This is a genomic window from Armatimonadota bacterium (assembly GCA_016869025.1).
Lineage (GTDB): Bacteria > Sysuimicrobiota > Sysuimicrobiia > Sysuimicrobiales > Humicultoraceae > VGFA01.
In genome coordinates, this window is the sequence record VGFA01000026.1 from 20,468 (window position 1) to 35,961 (window position 15,494).

Below are 15,494 nucleotides of genomic sequence, written 5' to 3' on the forward strand. Positions count from 1 at the left end.
CAATCGGATGGGCTGATCCACCTGAAGGCCTGCCCTTGGAGGACACGTGATGATACGCCGATTGCAGTTGCTTGGTCTGCTGGTGATCGTGGCTATGCTGTTGGCGCCAACCGCGGCGCCCGCGCAGGGAACGCGCAAGGTCTTCGATGTAACGATGACCTCGTTCAAGTTCGAGCCGAACCTGATCAGGTTCCAGGAAGGCGACACCGTCGTTCTGCGTCTGATCAACGCCGACCAGTTCGGGCGGGCGCACGACCTGGCATCGGCCTACCTGCTCGACATCCCCCTGACCATCCGCGGGGACGGCCGCGAGAGCGTCAGCGAGGGCCGCAAGCGGATCTTCGTTGATGCCGGCAAGCGGGCCGAGGTCGAGTTCGTGGCCAAGGGGCGCGGATCGTTCGCGTTCATCTGCAGTTTGTTCGCACACGCGGCACAGGGCATGACCGGTGCGTTCATAGTGGGGCCGGCGACCTCTCCGTAGAACCCCGATCCCCCGATAGACCCCGATCCCGCCAACTCGAGCGCGCCCCATGGAGGGAACTTCTGGGGCGCGCCGTACTATTCTGGCAGCCGTCGGATGCGTGGGTGCCATGGGACTGGCAGACAACAAGGTAGAGACCCCTCTCTCAGCGGTTCTTGAAGCGATACTCGACAGCGCGGGGACGCACTCCCTGCGGCTGGGCGAGTTGGTGGACCGGACCGCCGAGCGGGGTTTCGGGGTTCTTCTGTTCGTGCTGGGCCTGCCGATGCTGATTCCCATCCTGCCGCCCGGATCTTCCACGATCGTTGGCCCCATCTATGCGGCATTCGCCGTCCAGATGCTGTCCGGCTCCCGGCATCCCTGGTTGCCCCAACGGTTCAGGGATTGGGTGCTCTCCCGGCAGAGCGTCTCGATACTGCGCCGGAGGGGGATTCCGCTGATACGCGCCACCGAGCGACTCTCCAAGCCCAGGGGCCTCTGGCTCCGCGAGGGAGTGGTTCTCCGGCTGGCCGGGGCCATGGTGTTCCTGATGGGGCTGCTGCTCCTGAGCCCGCTCCCCTTCCTCAACACGGCGCCGGCCCTGTCGGTGATGCTGATCGGGATGGGACTCCTCAACCGGGACGCGGTGTTCATGACCGCCGGGATGCTCGTTGGCGGAGCTTCCCTGGCAATGATCGGGCTCTCTGCCGGTATGATCCTGGTGCTGATCCAGCGGATCCGGCCAGGGCCCTAGGCGTGTAGCTCTAGAATGTCGCCGTCTTCCAGGGGATGGTCGCGCCCGACCATCAGCCCGTCCGGATGGCCTTTGCGCCACAGGCGCGCGAAGCGCAGGCCCTGGGCGAAGTCCTTGTGGACCACCGCCGCGGCCTCGATTACCGTCGTGCCGCGCCGCAGGACATAGGGGACTTCCAGGTCGGGCTTCTTGCCCGGCTTCTTGCTGTACACCCTGATGATGCCGAGCATCGAGAACATCACCCGACGCAGTTCAGCCAGGTTGACGTCCTGCTCGGAGGAGATGGGCAGCACCGGAAGCTTCCCGCCGTAGAACTCCCGGAACACCTCGAGGACCTCCGCGGCACCGGGGGCATCGAGCTTGGTCGCGACGAACAACGCCGGCACCTCGTTGGGCGCGCGGGAGGCGCCGAGTGGGATAAGGGTAAGGTTCGCGGCGGCCAGCAGAGCCAGGACCTGCTCGGTTGAAGCCAGGAGGTCCTGGTCTGCCAGGTCCGCGGCCACGAGCGCGCCGTCCGCCCCGCGGATGAGGCCGTACAACCATCCCTCCGCGAACTCCTCGCTCACCGGCGGCAGGTCCACCAGCTGTATCTGCACGTTCTCGAAGGCCGCCATCCCGGCTTGGGGCCCCCGGGTCGTAAAGGGGTAGGCGGCGATCTCCGGGACGGCGTTGGTCAGCGCGGCCAGAAGCGAGGACTTGCCCGAGTTGGGCGCGCCAACCAGCACGATCTGCCCGGCGCCCTCGCGCTCGATCTGGTAAAGCTGGCGGCTGCGGGTCGCGCCTTTCTTGCGCTGGGCTTCGCTGCGGAACTTGGCGATGCGGCGCTTGAGGTCGGCCTGCATCTTCTCGGTGCCCTTGTGCTTTGGGATCGTTGACAGCATCTCCTCCAGCGCGGCCATCTTCTGCTGGGGAGTAGTGGCCTCCCTGAACTTCCGGTCGGCTGCTCGGTAGTCGGGCGTGAGGTTGGCAGGCATGGTCGTACCCGGTAGGGAGCCGGGGTCCCTATCTTCCCTCTGCCGTCAGTTCCGCGAGGAGCGCGTCGCCTGCGCGGTGCATGAACGCGGCGATCTCGTCCGGGGTCGCGGGGTCGGCCTCCTCCGGGGCCGGCGTCCGCACGCCGGTCGCGTAGAACTCCATGAACGGTGACATGCTCTTGAAGGGGTAGAGGATGTAGACCTTCTTCCCCGTCGTGTGCGCGTGGATCATCTCCGAGAGGACCCCAAACGACATCTGGCTGGTCGGATAGAACACCACGTTCATTTCCGACTGGTCAATCAGCCGCAGGTCTCGCACTACCGTGGCGCGCGCGAGTTGCAGCCGCGTGTGATCGTCCAGCGTCCGCCCCCAGGACCGCACCGCCTCCAGCGATCCGGCCCACGCCAGGATCTCGGCGCGCTGCTCGGCCGAGAACTGCTGCACGAACTCCGCGTCCCCGATCGTGGAGAACGCGGCCGCCTCCTCGTCCTTCACCGAGAGGGGATCGAAGACCACGAAGTGCTCGCGCAGCCTCTGCCCGAAATCGCGCGCCATCTCGATCAACTGCGCCTGCCCTTCCCGGCGCAGGTTGGTTATGGGATAGCCCAGGTAGATCCTGGGTCTTTTAAAGCAGATGAGATCGAAAAAAGTCTGTACTGGCTCGTCGTGCGCAATCAGGAAGTGCGGCACGCGCTCGTAGGCCGCCAGCATCTTGGAGATGAACACCTCCTGCTCCTGCCAGGCGATGACCTCCCCGGGCCTGAGGCGCCCGCGCCACTGCTCGCTCTCCTCGAGCCGGCGTTGTATCTGATAGACGCTGTCCACCACCGTCACGTAGAAGATGCCCTCCGGCTGAACCGGTGGCGCCAGGCGCAGACCGGGCAACGGCTCCTGCACGGCGGCTGCCTCTGGGCTTGGCGTCCGGCGGCGGGTCTCGTCGAACAGCAGCTTGAGGTAGTGGGTGTCGAGGCCGGGGATCAGGCGGCCCTTCCACCAGAAGCAGGCGTGGGTGACCAGGATGGTGCACTGGTCCGGCTCCCACAGCGTCGGATCGTTGACGACTTCTGTGAACGCGATGGCCCGCAGCTCCTGGAGCGACTCGGGCGCCATGTCGAGGATCGTCTCGGTGCGCACTACCATGCCCAGATCGGTGGCCCGGTCCAGCATGAGTCGTCCCATGTCAATGTAGCGCAGCCGCTTGATGGGAGAGGTCCACCTGCCCTCGCGCTGAGCCTGCTCGATGCGCGCCGCTCCCTCCTCGATCATGCGCACGATGTGACCAGGTCCTCCGCCCGCCTCGGAGAGCCTTCCACTGCCTGAGACACCGGTCGCAATCACGATCATCGCCGCACCCCACCTCTCACAGAGAGTATACGCTACGGCAGCGACCCCGTTGACAGAGACCGCGCTACCTGAAGAGGTCGTCCGCCTCGCCACGGACCAGGTCCGCGGCGCGCTCGCTCCCAGGATGCTCCACCCCGCGGATGAGCACCAGCGGCGTTCCCTCCGCGGCCTGTCCCTGGAGGAGGTTGGCCATCGCCGCGAGCTCGTCGGCCACGGCCTCCACCGACACCCGCAGTACGTAGCCGTACCGGTCTTCCTCTCCGATGTACGATCGGAGCACCCGGAGCCCCGCGGCGCCGATCGCGGCGCCTGTCGTGCCCTGGCGGAACGGCCGGCCGTGACTGTCGTTGATGATAACGCCCACCTCTGCGCCAAAGGCCTCGCGCAGACGGACCCGGAGGCCTTCTGCCGAGGCGTCTGGATCAGCGGGCAGAACGGCCACGACATCGTCGCCAAGCCCCACGTTCGAGTGGTCCACGCCGGCGTTGGCGCAGACGAAGCCCAGCCGGTGCTCGGCGATGATCAGCCCTGGCCGGACGCGTCTGATGGCCCTGGACTGGCGCAGGATCACCTCAACCAGCCGCGGATCCTTGACGGCTTCCGTTGCGAGCGCGACCGCGGCCGGGCTCGGGATAACAGTGCGAAGATCTACTACGCTGCCTTCGGCTTTCGAGACAACCTTGTGGGCAACCACGACGAAGTCGCCGTCCTGGGGGGCCAACCCGGCACCCCGCAACACGGCGATGATCGCTGCTCCGAGGTCGTCTCCGGGACGGATCTCGGGAAACGGCTCCGGCGCCCAGGCCAGCAGCGCCTTCATCGGGGTCGGGCGTCAGGTGGCAGGTGCGCTATGCGGATGCCGAGGTGGCGCCGCTTGTAGCGCACGTTCAGGCCGATGAGAAGCACGGCAATGCCCTCTATCGTGGCAGCGGCGGCGAGGCCTCCTGCGTCCACGCCGCGGGCGCCTATGGTCGTCGCCAGTTCGAGCACCCTGGCGCGGGCTTCGGGGTCGTCCCCGCACACCAGGACGTCCTGGTCCAGTGGAAGGGTCAGGTCGGCGAGCATACGCGCCGACAGCGTATGAAACGCCGCGACAACGCGCGCGCCTGGTACCAGGGCCTGTGTCTCGGCCGCGGCCGACCCTGCCGGGGGTGGCACGAACGTGAACCCGGGCCCCAGGGGCACGGTGGCGTCCACCACGATCTTGCCGGAAAGCAGCCCTGCGAACCCTTCGACAAACGCGGCATGACCTTCAATGGGAATCGCAAGCACCACCGTATCCGCCGCGGCCACCGCGTCGGCGTTCGCTGCCCCGCGCACGCCGGGAAGCCCGATCCGCGCCGCGGCCTCGTTCGCGCGGCTGGCGTCCCTTGAGCCGATCACAACCTCAAGCCCGGCTGTGCCCATGCGCGCCGCAAGGCCGCGGCCGAGGTCTCCCGTCCCTCCAAGGATGGACACAGGTCCCAAGATGCTGCTCACCCCTCTCGCGCCGGTCCGGCGATCGCCAGCGCGTAACCCCGAGTGGGAAACCGCCGTGTCACTTCCACGATGGCCTCCCTGCTGACACTACCGATGATCTCAGGATACCGCTCAATGTAGTCCAGGCCCAGCCCAAACAGCTCCATGTCTGCCAGAGTCTGCGCGATCCCCTGGTTGGTCTCAAGGCGGACGGCCAGAGAGCCGACGAGATACGTCCTGGCATCGGCCAGCTCGTCCGCGGTAGGGCCATCCTGTTGCAGTTGCTCGATCTCGTGCGTGATCGCGAGAATCGCGCGCTCCAGGTTGGACGGATGCACGCCTGCGCGCACCCACCAGGGACCTGCCAGCAGGCCGGCGCGTAGGTCGCTGTAGGCATAGTAGGCCATCCCCTGCCGCTCGCGGACGTTCTCGCCGATCCGTCCCATCATTCCAAGCTGCCCAAGCAGCAGATTGGCCAGCATTACCGCATAGTAGTCGGGATCGGTGCGCGCGACCCCGTGAGTGCCCAGGACGAGATCGGCCTGGCTCTTCCCCGGGAGTACCGACTCCTCGCGCCGGATGCCGGCAGGCAAGGACGGTTCAGGGAATCCGGGAATCGCCCATGCTCCGCCGCAGGACCACCGTCCGAACGCGTCGGCCACAAGGTCGGTCGCGCGACCGGGATCCACGTCGCCGACCATCACCAGGGCCGCCGCCTCCGGGCGCAGGTGCTCCGCGTGAAACGTCCGCAGATCATCTGGGGTCAGCGACGCCAGGACGGCTTCTTCGCCGTCAGGGTTGTGGCTGTGCGGGTGCCCTTGGGGATAGGCAATCCTCCGAAAGATGCGCTCAGAGACCTGCCGCGTGTCCAGCGAGCTCACCCGGGCCGAGGTAACGAGCTCGCCGCGCACCCGCTCAACCTCATCCTCGGGGAAGGCGGGCTCGGCCAGCACCTCGGCGGCGGTGTCCAGAAGCGCCACCGCATCATCTGCCAGGGCCCTTCCGGAGAGGACCACGGTCTCGAGCCCGGGTGCGACCGTGAGGCCTGCGCCGATCGCGTCCAGGTCCTCGGCGAGTTGCGGTCCGCTGCGCCGGATGGTCCCGCGCATCAGCGTCGAGCCGGCGAACCTGGCCAGCCCGGGCCGGTCCCGGTCAAAGATCGCGCCGGCCTTCACGAATCCATGAATCGCCACGGCGCCTGAGTCCGGAGAAGGTCGGACCAGGCAGGCCATCCCATTGGGCAGCACCGTCCGCACGACCTGGCCTGCGAGGACGGGCGGGGTCATGAGGCCACCTCGGTCCCGCCGTCTTTGGTGCCCTCTTCGGGCAGGTAGTACCCCACCGTGCGCCGGCGATCGGAAAGGTAGGTGCTCGCGACCCGCGTTACGTCCTCACGGGAGACTTCCTCGATGCGCTCGGTCAGCGTTTGGACCGTCTGCGGCCAGTCCACGGCCTCAAACATGCCCAGCGACATCGCGCGCCGGAAGACCCCGTCGCGCAGGTACACGAACTGGGCGTGTGCCTGGCGCTTGACCCTAGCCAGCTCGGCGCCGTCTGCGGGTTCATCGTGCAGCCGCGCGATCTCCCGGTTCACCGCTGCCTCGACCGCGCCTGCCTCTACGCCAGTGCGCGCCGTAGCGCTAATCCGGAACAACGTGGGATCTATGCTCGGCGTGAGCCCTGATCCGACCTCGGTGGCCAGGCCGCCGTCCACAAGGGCACGGTACAGGCGGCTGCTGCGACCGCCGGTGCCGCCATCGAACGGGACCACGCCCTTGAAACCCGAGAGGATACCATCCAGAACCAGGAGTGCCGGCATGTCCGGATGCCCGGCCCGCGGCACGTGGAAGGCCATCTGAAGCAGGGCCGTGGCGCCTCCAGGCCGCCGCAGGACCACGCGGCGCTCGCCCTCCTGCTCGGGCTCCTCCGCGTGCACCACGGGCACCGGACCGCCGGCCGCTACAGGCCCAAAGGTCTCGGCTATGAGCGCGGCCATCTGCGCGGAGTCAAAATCCCCCACGGCCACGGCGATGGCGTTAGATGGACGGTAGTAGGTCCGGTAGTGGTGGTAGAGATCGTCACGCGTGATGGCGCGCAGGTCGCCCTTCCAGCCGATGACCGGCTGGCGGTACGGGTGCGCCTTGAACGCCAGGGCCTCCACCTCCTCGCGCAGGTAGTAGGCCGGGTAGTTCTCGGCGCCCTCCCGCTCGGAGATGATGACCGTCCGCTCGCCGGCAACCACCTCGGGATCGAAGATGGTGTTCTGCATCCGGTCGGCTTCCAGGCGCACGGCAACCCCAATGTGCTCGACCGGCATCACCTCGAAGTACGCGGTGTAATCCTTCCAGGTGAAGGCGTTCCAGCGGCCCCCCAGCCGATCTATGAGCCGAGTCAGCGTTCCCGACGGATGCGCCGGCGTCCCCTTGAAGAGCATGTGCTCGACCCAGTGCGATATGCCGGTGTAGCCGGATGGCTCGTTGCGGCTACCCACCCTGTACCAGACCCAGAATGTGGCCACGGGTGCCGCGTGCGACTCTTGGATGAGCACCTGCAGCCCGTTGGGCAGCGTTGTCGCGTACACTTCTTGCATATCTTCACTCCTCGCTGATGAGCCCTCGCTGATGAGCGGCCTGGGACGAACCAAAGGCACGGGGGCTGTCCTACTTTCGCCACGGTCGCGCGCTCCCCTGCCATGACACCGGCCGCTTCCGGAGCGCGGTCGCCTGCCGAGACCAGGAGCCGGGCGCCGCGATCGCGTATCCCGCAGGAGATGCTCACCATCAGTCCCGAGGCCATTACCCGCCACCGGCGCGCCGTCCTGCGGCCCTACCGCGTCCGCGACCGTCGGGGCGCGCTGCGCTTCATCAATGACCTGGGCTTCTGCTTCGCCTTCACCGGCGGGCCGGGGGGCCTGCCCGGGCTGTTCGACGCGCTGGCCACCCGCAGCACCGACCGCATGTGGTCCTGGGCATGGCGGTGGAAGGACGAGCTGGCCACCGGCAGGAAGGCATACTACGGCAAGGCCATCCGCCGCAAGCCCTCGTACATCTCGCTGGGGATGCTGCCGGCGTTCTATGCCCTCTCCGGCAACACGGGCGAGCCCGACGACCACCTGCAGGCCTACCGTGAAGGACGGCTCAGCCTGCTGGCCAAGACCCTGTGCGAGGCGATCTCAGCAGAGGCACCGGTCTCTACATGGATCCTGCGCCGCAGGTTCGTGGCGCGCGGAGAAAGCGGGGCCCGATTCCACAGGGCGTTGGACGATCTCCAGGAGCGCTTCCTCATCGTGAAGGCGGCCGAGGTGGAGGGCCGTGGCGGGTACTCCTTCATCTGGGACGCCTTCCACAGGTGGATGCCGGCGGTAGTGGAGGCGGCGGGGAGCATGGCGTCGGAGGACGCGGCAGCGGCGGTGATGGCCCGGTACCTGCGTATCGTCGGGGCGGCCTCGGAGGACGACTTCACGGCGCTGTTCGGATGGAGCACACGACTCGCAGGCAAGGCCGCGGCGCGGGCGGGGCTAGTGCGAGCAGAGATCGACGGCCGCTGCCTCTGGACCCCTCCGGGCCTCTACCGCTGAGCGTAGATCAGCCGCCTCTGAGCAGCGGTCCGTTCGCTCGTTGGAGGAACGTCGTGCTTGGGATAGCAGAGCGCAACGGTCGTATGCGCCATTGGCAGCCAGCGAGGCAGACCGAAGACCCGTCTCAGCCCGCCATCCATGTGATCGTAACCCACCCCCAGCATATTGCCTTTTTCTCGTAACTCGAAACGGAGCGTCTGCCAGAGACACTGCGCTGCGGCCAGATACCCCGGGCGGAACCACACTCGGCTGGTCACCAAGCGCCGCAGCACACCGTCGCGAGGGACCAGACCGACAAGCCGATTGAGCAGTTTGAGTGGAACAGGCATGTCAAGGATTTCGGTCTCACGCAGCGCGGGTTCATCAAAGACACCTATGCCAGCCAGAACCTGCCCGTGAGCATCGGCTGCGACGTGGTAGTGATGGAGTTCGTCGTCCAGCCAGTCCTTGAGGCTCTCTTCGGTCTCCGGCGGGAACAGGTCGTAGTCGGCATAGAACTGATTCAGACCCTCGGCAATGAGGGGTAGCTCCTTGTGGTTTGCCGGGCGCACTATGACGTCGGGACGCCGCTTCATGGGACGGCGGCGCATGGGCGGCCCGCCGAAGTCGATGGGACCAGCCATGCGGTCGAAGAGCGTCTCGAAGATCCGCAGCGAGCCGGTGTTGTTGCTTTGAATGTGGGCATACAGCACACCATCAGGGCCGATCTGGTCGCGCGCGGCCGCCATCAGCTCGCGGACAAGGCGCCTTCCTATCCCCTGTCGTCGCCACCCGGGATGGACAACGAGACTGAACAGATAGGCAGCCGGCCGGATCTGCCCCTCAAACGCCAACTTCCGCAGAGAGAAGAACCCTGCCCCGGCCAGGCCTTCCTCGCCTGGGGCGCTGGCAACCAGCCCTCCGAGACGCCTCGCCTGCCGGGCATAGACCGTATAGGCGTCAGGGTGGAATAGAGCACCCATCGTAATGAGGCCGGTGTCTGGGCTTGCCTTGATGAGCGCGGTCAGCGCGGGCTCATCGGACGAACCAACAGGCCGAAGAGTGATAGCCATTGGCGCACCTCCCTGCGAACTGGCTCAACACTCAAGCGCACACGGCTCGTTCACTAGGCAAGTGCCTGCTCCAGCAGTTCGACATACCTGTCCGGGCTGAAGAGCGCCGCGGTGTGTCCCAGGTTACCCATGTCCAGCACGTCCACCGGGCGACCGAACAGCCGCTCGTAACGCGGAAGATCCTCTTTTCGCTGCGTTGGATCGTTCTCGGCTCTCAGTACGATGACACGTCCTGTCCAGCTTCGATAGGCGGCAGGCACCACCATCCCCTGCCTCAGCATATCGACTGCGACAGCGAAATGCGACACCGCATCGGCGCGCGTTAGGTCGTTTCGCATGACGCCGTGGATGACTTCCAGCCACTCGGCACGCTCGGATGCGGGCACGTTGATGTGCTTGAGCAGCTCGCCAGCCAACAGACCTTTGACGCTCCCTTCCGGCAGCATCCGTGCCAGTGCCACGACGATAGACAGCACAGGTAGCCAGGCCTTGCCGATGGCATTGACCGGCCCGGTGCTGGACAGGATGAGCCGGTCAACCGCATGGTCCTTATGTGCCAGATATGCCTGCGCCAACAATCCCCCGTAGGACTGCCCTGCCAGCGTGAAGGCAGTAACGCATTCGGTTCGCAGGATGGTGTCCAAGCCGGCCACTAGCTCACCAATTGACTGCACAGGCGGATAATCGGGTGCGATGACGACGTGGCGTCTGGCAAGCCGTTCCAGGAAAGCGAAGCCGAGCGCCGCCCGGCGCATCCCCCCGGTGAGCCACAAGATGGGCGTGCCCGCGCCGAGGAGATAGTAGCGCCAGGTGGCGTTGTTGGCCCTGACGTTCTTCCCGAATCGTTCAGAGAAGCGATTGATCTGTTCCTGAATGGTCATCGCATCATCTCCGGTTGCCAACTGCCGGCTAACGGGCCGTCCACGCGCGGCGGGCTACCTGCCCCTGTAGGCCCCTCGCCGGCGGCCTCGGATCTCCTGAAGATGAAGCCATATCTTGCCATGGGCCTTCAGGTCTTTGAGAAGGTCCTCGTAACTGATGGTCGGCTCCCCCGCTCGCTCTTCGAGAGCGACGAGTGTGAACCGACTTGATCCGAAGGGCTCTGTGGATCTCGGGCTCGAAGTAGACCGTGGAACGTCTTGCAGACTCACTCAAGGGAATCACCCCCATGAGTGAGACTAGCCCAGGCCACCTAGATGTCAAGGCGTCACGACATCGAGGCGCGATAGGTACGGCCTAACGGCTAGCGCGTCAGCGGCGGCCGAACGCGCCCCGCTCCCCAGTCTACGCCTGCGCCGTCCGCCGGACGCGCCTGTTAGCCGGAGCTTGACTCGCCTACCGGCGCGACTCACCTAGCTGCTCACGGAGCACGGAGGTGTCGACAATCTCCCACAGCTCGGTGATCTTGCCGTCTCTGATACGCGCGAACACAGCCTGATCTATCTTGAAGGCTCGTCCCTCCGAGGAGAGCCCCCCGTAGGACCCGTACATCGTGCCTGTGACGATTGCACGAGCGGCTTCAGCAGTAGGGCTGGAGAACACATCGACGAACTCGTGATGGATGTCCGGGATCGCCGACTTGGCCTTGCGCCAGGATTCGCGCTCACGCTCAAGTCCAACTGTTGAAAGCCCCGCGGGAGCATGAACGATCACGTCGTCGTGGAGGTACTGATCAAACGCCTCGAGGTCGCCAGCATCACCTGCGGCGAACAATGCTGTGATCAGGGACGGATTGGACACGTTGCCTCCTCACCTCGCACTCTTGGGACGACCAGTAGGTACCCCTTCCAACATGGCTTACGGCCGCCGGCATGCCGATCGCCTGCAACGCGCACACTTTGGTTCGCCACACTACCCGTGAGCCCGCGCACACGCCGGCAGGTGCATCGGCGTGTCAGCCACCGGCCCTTACCGATACGCGTGACTGCGGTGGCGGACCGCCACGACATCTACGAGGCGCTCCTCGTCATCGACACTGCAGACAAAACGGTAGTCACCAATCCGGATGCGGTTGAGAGCGCCCGTGTCCTGGAGCTTGTGGCAGCCCGCGGGCCGAGGTGAGATCCCCAAGGACCCGATTCGCGTCGCGACCCTCGTGACAGCTGACCCGGGGGAGCCCCTCGAGCTCCCGGCGTGCAGACCGTGCGACCGCCCTGTCGTAGATGCCCTCCCAGAGCTCAGCGTTGTCTATAAGGTCGATAACGACACCGGTCTTCTCACCTTCGTCATCTACGATGAACCTGACGCCTTTGGGAGCCGCGGTCCGGGCCATCTCTCGAGTCTCCTTCGGAATCCTCCTCAGCATACGGCAACCCTGTCGCCGTGTGGCTAACGGCCTCGAGCTGAGCCGAGCATGTCTCTAGCCCTCTTGAGGAGAGCGCGGATACCCTTGCAAGTGACCTCCGTGCGCCTGGCAACCTTGCAGACAAGAACCACAACCTCAGCTTCGAACACTGCATAGAGAACCCTGCAGCTCCCAACGCGGACGCGGTACAAGTTCTCGACAAGGTGCGTCGTCCCGGCGGGCTTGGGGTTATCGGCAAGAGAGCGCATGGCTTGGACCACGCGCTCTCTGTCGGGGCGGGGAAGCCTGCGAAGCTGCTTCTCAATTCCGGAGAGCAGCTTCAGCTGGTAGGACACGGCCTAGAGACCCAGCCGCGAGAAGACCTCTTCGGCGTCGACAGCGGCCTCAGGGTGCACGGCGTAGTGCTGGAGAGCAACGCGACCGTCGAGAATGTCTTCGAGCGTCTCAGCGCTCTCGATGAGGGCCTCGTATACCTCAGGATCAAGCAGTACCGCTGCAGGCTGGCTGCGGGAGAGAACGACAATCGGGCCTTCCTCGACCTTCTCGATGTACGAGGAGAGATCAGACCGGAGCTGGGAGACACTAGCGGTCCTAAGCACAGGAACCTCCTACAGCGTACAACCTCCAGTACAAACAGTACACCAATAGAACGTACAGATCACGAAGGATCTTCGGCGTGCGTCAAAGAGCTTCGTCTGGGTCCGCCTGACGTTCGCGCTCAGCGGCGGCCTGCCCAGCAAACTGCCGCCCGAAACGACCATCACCCTGCGGCTAGATGAGCATCGGCCGTCCGCTGAAGCGCGCAGTTAGACAGGCTCTTCACTTCCGACTTCCGGTACTGACAGGCCACGGCAGATCTTCCGCGCCAGGAGATCCGGGATCTCGCTGCGGCGTGGCACCGCCTCGACGGCGCCGGTCATCGGATTCGCCCAAAGCGAATGCGACTTCCCTTCCCGCTTCAAGTGACAACCGTGCCTCCTGAGGTGCCGCAGCAGATCGCCTCGCTTCACCTCACGACAACTCTCTCACGCACTGCATCGCGCGGCACCCCGCGTAAGCCGTCCTCGCGCCTGTCCTCCAGGATGAGGGCGATCGCTTCCGCCAAGCTGCGTCTTACCTCCGCCTTCGTTCGCCCCTGTCCATTGGCTCCAGGGATCTCCGGACAGTAAGCGATGTACCACCCGTTGTCACGCTCGATGACGGCTGTGAACTCGTTTCGCATCCACTTTTCCATACCCCGCTTCTTCATCTCAACACCTCGGATCGCCTTCACTGCCTCTGTCTAACGAATAGGCTTCTATCCGTCGTGCGACAGCATGGCGGATAGAACCTGTTGAACTGAACCGCGGTCCCCTGGCCGCTATGGGGATTCTAGCCCAGCCGAGGGCTGCGGGGAAGCCTGCTTGGAGGGGCTGGCGTCGCCCGACAGGAGCGATGGGGCGGGGTGCTGACAGGTGCAGCGGAGCACGGTGGAGCTTCGGGAGCACGCGCGAGGGGAGCGTGTCGGGAGCCGACCTCACCGAGGCGTACCGGGAGTTTCTGGTCCAGGCAAGGATCAGGTCGGCGAGGGCATGCGCTCGGCGTCGAGGTCCGAGACCTTCAGGACGACCACCTCGCTCACGCGCAGGCCCGCGGCGTAAGTGGTCGCCAGCAACAGCCGGCGCCGGGGATGCTCGCAGGCGCGCAGCAACTGCCAGACCTCCTCGCGGCTCAGGATCTCCGGCAGCCTCTGCGGCTGCTTGGGGGCAGGGACGTGGAAGTCGGCCCGCTCGTAGCCCAGTGTCACGTGGTAGAGGAAGCGGAAGGCGTACGCCGCCTGGCTGCACGTGCTCCAGGACAGCCGGCGCTCCTGGATCAGGTGGGCCAGGTAGGCCTGGACTTCATCGTTCCCGATCTGGGCCGGTGACCGCCCGTAGTACTTCGCCAGCCCCACCACGGCGCCGATGTACGCCTGGTGGGTCCGCGGGGAGAACCCGCGCAACGCCATGTCACGGATCATGCGGGTGCGCAGCTCGCTCATAGGACACCTCCAGGGGGTGGATTGGCAGAACCCTATGGAGGTGAGTATGAGCCGGTTGACGCGGGATGCCAGCGTCAGAGCGAACTGCGCGGATCACCGGGAGCGATCAGACAAGGAAAGCGAGCAGCCCCGGGAGAGGCCTGGTCGTCTCTACCGCGTGAGCGGTTCAGTTCAACGCCTGAGTTCAGACGCGCCGGGCCGGTTCACGTTGTTCTGTTTCTTCCAACGTCTGGCCCCGGCGTCGTTCTGCAACGATTGGTTGCGCCGCTCACTATTTGCCAGCGCCATCCTTCTTGAAAACATAGATCGCCCATCCAAAAGTCTCCCGCCCCCACCTCAGGTAATTCTCTCTACCCTCAAGCACCCGTTTCAACAACTCTTCCACATCAGGGTCCTCCGGATGCTCGCTCGCCCACGCCGTCGCTGCATACCACTGCAACCCTTCATATTTGTCCCAATCATCTTGGGTGCCCACCAATGTGTAGACCAGCTCTAATCCAAGCTTTTGCCCAGCTTCCACGTTCTCGTAATGCGTCCCATATGTGCTACGGTCTTCCCCGATGGCCTCCAGATGCGCCGCCGCTGGCTCTTGTCTCCAGTACGGTTCCCCAACTACCACCCAACCTCCGGAAACCGCCATCCCGGTCAGTGCCTCCAAAGTCCCTCGATGCCCGCCATAGATCCAACTCGCTCCGATACAAGCCACCAAATCAAAGCTTGCCGGTTTCTCCGGCTCATAGTCCATCCCGTCCATCTCCAAGAACTCCAACTGAGCATCCGGAATGCGTTCTCTTTGCTTCTCCCGGGCGTCTGAAACACAGTATGGCGAGAGATCAACTCCTATCCCTTCAATGTCATACCGTTCCGCCAGCCGTACAATGAACTCGCCCTTCCCTGTGGCGATCTCTAGCACCCGCGCTCCAGACCGCAATCGCAGGAGACTGATGAGGTCCTCGAACTTCTCAACACTCATTGGGTTGCAGATGAGGTGTTCTCGGTGTGTGATATCGAAGTATTTCCATCGGTCCATCTTCAATCTCCTAATGATGGGCGGCCTAACGGATCGCGCTTCACCTGCGCCGCGAAGCGCAGCGGAGCGGCGTCAGGTGGAAGCGCGGGTTAGCCTGCCTTTTGTCCAGCAACAAGCGCCATACAACCATAACCAAAAAACACGCCCTTTGCATCTGCTTGTTCGAACTCCCTTTGGATTTTGTTTACTTCCGCTTCGGTAACAACATTCATTGCAACAGATTCCCCAAAGAGCTTGTCAAGAGACCAGACTTGTCTGGCAAACGCATAGTTTGTCACCACAAGAGGAAATACTTCAAAAGAGACATTGACCAGTCCTTGCTGCTTAAATAGCCGATACAGTTGGCGACCTGCATACCCGTTATGGTGCATGTGATCAGCCATAAATCGAGCTATTGATCCTTGCCTAAGTAATGGTACACCTTAAAGCTCCAGCCCAGCCGCCCGGAAGAACGCCGCGAGGACGTGCCGCTGCCCCCGCGTGTGGGCGAGGGAGGTAAGCACGGCGTGTTCCAGCGCA

At 64.8% G+C, this 15,494-nt stretch carries 20 protein-coding genes and 1 pseudogene; 3 read left to right on the plus strand and 18 right to left on the minus strand.

Annotated elements, in window-relative coordinates; genetic code table 11:
* Positions 1 to 49: 49 nt before the first annotated feature.
* Positions 50 to 481: a hypothetical protein gene (locus FJX73_11655; GenBank protein MBM3471428.1), complete on the plus strand. Its 432-nt coding sequence runs from the start codon at positions 50 to 52 to the stop codon at positions 479 to 481.
* 49 nt (positions 482 to 530) lie between these two features.
* Positions 531 to 1,214 carry an exopolysaccharide biosynthesis protein gene (locus tag FJX73_11660; protein MBM3471429.1) on the plus strand — a complete coding sequence of 228 codons (684 nt, stop codon included), beginning with the start codon at positions 531 to 533 and terminating at the stop codon, positions 1,212 to 1,214.
* Here the strand turns inward: FJX73_11660 and FJX73_11665 are convergent.
* The 6 genes from FJX73_11665 to FJX73_11690 all read right to left on the minus strand — a co-directional run bounded on the left by FJX73_11665 (position 1,211) and on the right by FJX73_11690 (position 7,581).
* Positions 1,211 to 2,188, minus strand: a complete 978-nt coding sequence (locus tag FJX73_11665) for a TGS domain-containing protein (GenBank protein ID MBM3471430.1) — start codon at positions 2,186 to 2,188, stop codon at positions 1,211 to 1,213. The genes FJX73_11660 and FJX73_11665 overlap by 4 nt on opposite strands.
* 28 nt (positions 2,189 to 2,216) lie before the next feature.
* Positions 2,217 to 3,533 (minus strand): hypothetical protein, encoded by a 1,317-nt coding sequence (locus FJX73_11670; GenBank protein ID MBM3471431.1) that lies wholly within the window; start codon positions 3,531 to 3,533, stop codon positions 2,217 to 2,219.
* A 64-nt stretch (positions 3,534 to 3,597) separates the two neighbouring features.
* The gene (gene cofE, locus FJX73_11675) at positions 3,598 to 4,353 is read right to left on the minus strand and encodes a coenzyme F420-0:L-glutamate ligase (GenBank protein ID MBM3471432.1); all 756 of its coding nucleotides are present in this window, start codon (positions 4,351 to 4,353) and stop codon (positions 3,598 to 3,600) included.
* The gene (npdG, locus tag FJX73_11680) at positions 4,350 to 5,012 is read right to left on the minus strand and encodes an NADPH-dependent F420 reductase (protein MBM3471433.1); all 663 of its coding nucleotides are present in this window, start codon (positions 5,010 to 5,012) and stop codon (positions 4,350 to 4,352) included. The genes cofE and npdG overlap by 4 nt, the downstream gene beginning before the upstream one ends.
* Positions 5,009 to 6,277, minus strand: coding sequence for an insulinase family protein (locus FJX73_11685; GenBank protein ID MBM3471434.1), 1,269 nt, complete (start codon positions 6,275 to 6,277; stop codon positions 5,009 to 5,011). Before FJX73_11685 ends, npdG begins: the two co-directional genes overlap by 4 nt.
* Positions 6,274 to 7,581: an insulinase family protein gene (locus tag FJX73_11690; protein MBM3471435.1), complete on the minus strand. Its 1,308-nt coding sequence runs from the start codon at positions 7,579 to 7,581 to the stop codon at positions 6,274 to 6,276. Before FJX73_11690 ends, FJX73_11685 begins: the two co-directional genes overlap by 4 nt.
* A gap of 102 nt (positions 7,582 to 7,683) precedes the next feature.
* On the opposite strand from FJX73_11690, the gene FJX73_11695 reads away from it, so the two are divergent.
* On the plus strand, positions 7,684 to 8,568 hold the full coding sequence (locus FJX73_11695) for a winged helix DNA-binding domain-containing protein (protein ID MBM3471436.1): 885 nt from the start codon (positions 7,684 to 7,686) through the stop codon (positions 8,566 to 8,568).
* Here FJX73_11695 and FJX73_11700 read toward each other — a convergent pair.
* From FJX73_11700 to FJX73_11755, 12 genes and pseudogenes are all read right to left on the minus strand, one after another.
* The gene (locus tag FJX73_11700; protein ID MBM3471437.1) at positions 8,559 to 9,620 is read right to left on the minus strand and encodes a GNAT family N-acetyltransferase; all 1,062 of its coding nucleotides are present in this window, start codon (positions 9,618 to 9,620) and stop codon (positions 8,559 to 8,561) included. The two genes, FJX73_11695 and FJX73_11700, sit on opposite strands and share 10 nt — an antisense overlap.
* Before the next feature lie 53 nt (positions 9,621 to 9,673).
* The gene (locus FJX73_11705; protein ID MBM3471438.1) at positions 9,674 to 10,501 is read right to left on the minus strand and encodes an alpha/beta hydrolase; all 828 of its coding nucleotides are present in this window, start codon (positions 10,499 to 10,501) and stop codon (positions 9,674 to 9,676) included.
* Between the two features lie 54 nt (positions 10,502 to 10,555).
* A pseudogene (locus FJX73_11710) lies at positions 10,556 to 10,775 on the minus strand (CopG family transcriptional regulator).
* 180 nt (positions 10,776 to 10,955) lie between these two features.
* Positions 10,956 to 11,360: an ester cyclase gene (locus tag FJX73_11715; protein MBM3471439.1), complete on the minus strand. Its 405-nt coding sequence runs from the start codon at positions 11,358 to 11,360 to the stop codon at positions 10,956 to 10,958.
* 168 nt (positions 11,361 to 11,528) lie between these two features.
* A complete protein-coding gene (locus tag FJX73_11720; GenBank protein MBM3471440.1) occupies positions 11,529 to 11,759 on the minus strand; it encodes a type II toxin-antitoxin system RelE/ParE family toxin in 231 nt (76 codons plus the stop codon).
* A 189-nt stretch (positions 11,760 to 11,948) separates the two neighbouring features.
* A complete protein-coding gene (locus tag FJX73_11725; protein MBM3471441.1) occupies positions 11,949 to 12,260 on the minus strand; it encodes a type II toxin-antitoxin system RelE/ParE family toxin in 312 nt (103 codons plus the stop codon).
* 3 nt (positions 12,261 to 12,263) lie between these two features.
* Positions 12,264 to 12,524 carry a type II toxin-antitoxin system Phd/YefM family antitoxin gene (locus FJX73_11730; protein ID MBM3471442.1) on the minus strand — a complete coding sequence of 87 codons (261 nt, stop codon included), beginning with the start codon at positions 12,522 to 12,524 and terminating at the stop codon, positions 12,264 to 12,266.
* Positions 12,525 to 12,731: 207 nt separating this feature from the next.
* Positions 12,732 to 12,935 carry an addiction module toxin, HicA family gene (locus tag FJX73_11735; protein ID MBM3471443.1) on the minus strand — a complete coding sequence of 68 codons (204 nt, stop codon included), beginning with the start codon at positions 12,933 to 12,935 and terminating at the stop codon, positions 12,732 to 12,734.
* Positions 12,932 to 13,147 carry a type II toxin-antitoxin system HicB family antitoxin gene (locus FJX73_11740; protein ID MBM3471444.1) on the minus strand — a complete coding sequence of 72 codons (216 nt, stop codon included), beginning with the start codon at positions 13,145 to 13,147 and terminating at the stop codon, positions 12,932 to 12,934. Before FJX73_11740 ends, FJX73_11735 begins: the two co-directional genes overlap by 4 nt.
* Before the next feature lie 333 nt (positions 13,148 to 13,480).
* The gene (locus FJX73_11745) at positions 13,481 to 13,945 is read right to left on the minus strand and encodes a hypothetical protein (protein ID MBM3471445.1); all 465 of its coding nucleotides are present in this window, start codon (positions 13,943 to 13,945) and stop codon (positions 13,481 to 13,483) included.
* Between the two features lie 271 nt (positions 13,946 to 14,216).
* Positions 14,217 to 14,975, minus strand: coding sequence for a class I SAM-dependent methyltransferase (locus FJX73_11750; protein MBM3471446.1), 759 nt, complete (start codon positions 14,973 to 14,975; stop codon positions 14,217 to 14,219).
* 89 nt (positions 14,976 to 15,064) lie between these two features.
* Complete coding sequence (locus tag FJX73_11755) at positions 15,065 to 15,358, minus strand: hypothetical protein (GenBank protein ID MBM3471447.1); 294 nt, start codon at positions 15,356 to 15,358, stop codon at positions 15,065 to 15,067.
* Positions 15,359 to 15,494: the final 136 nt, after the last annotated feature.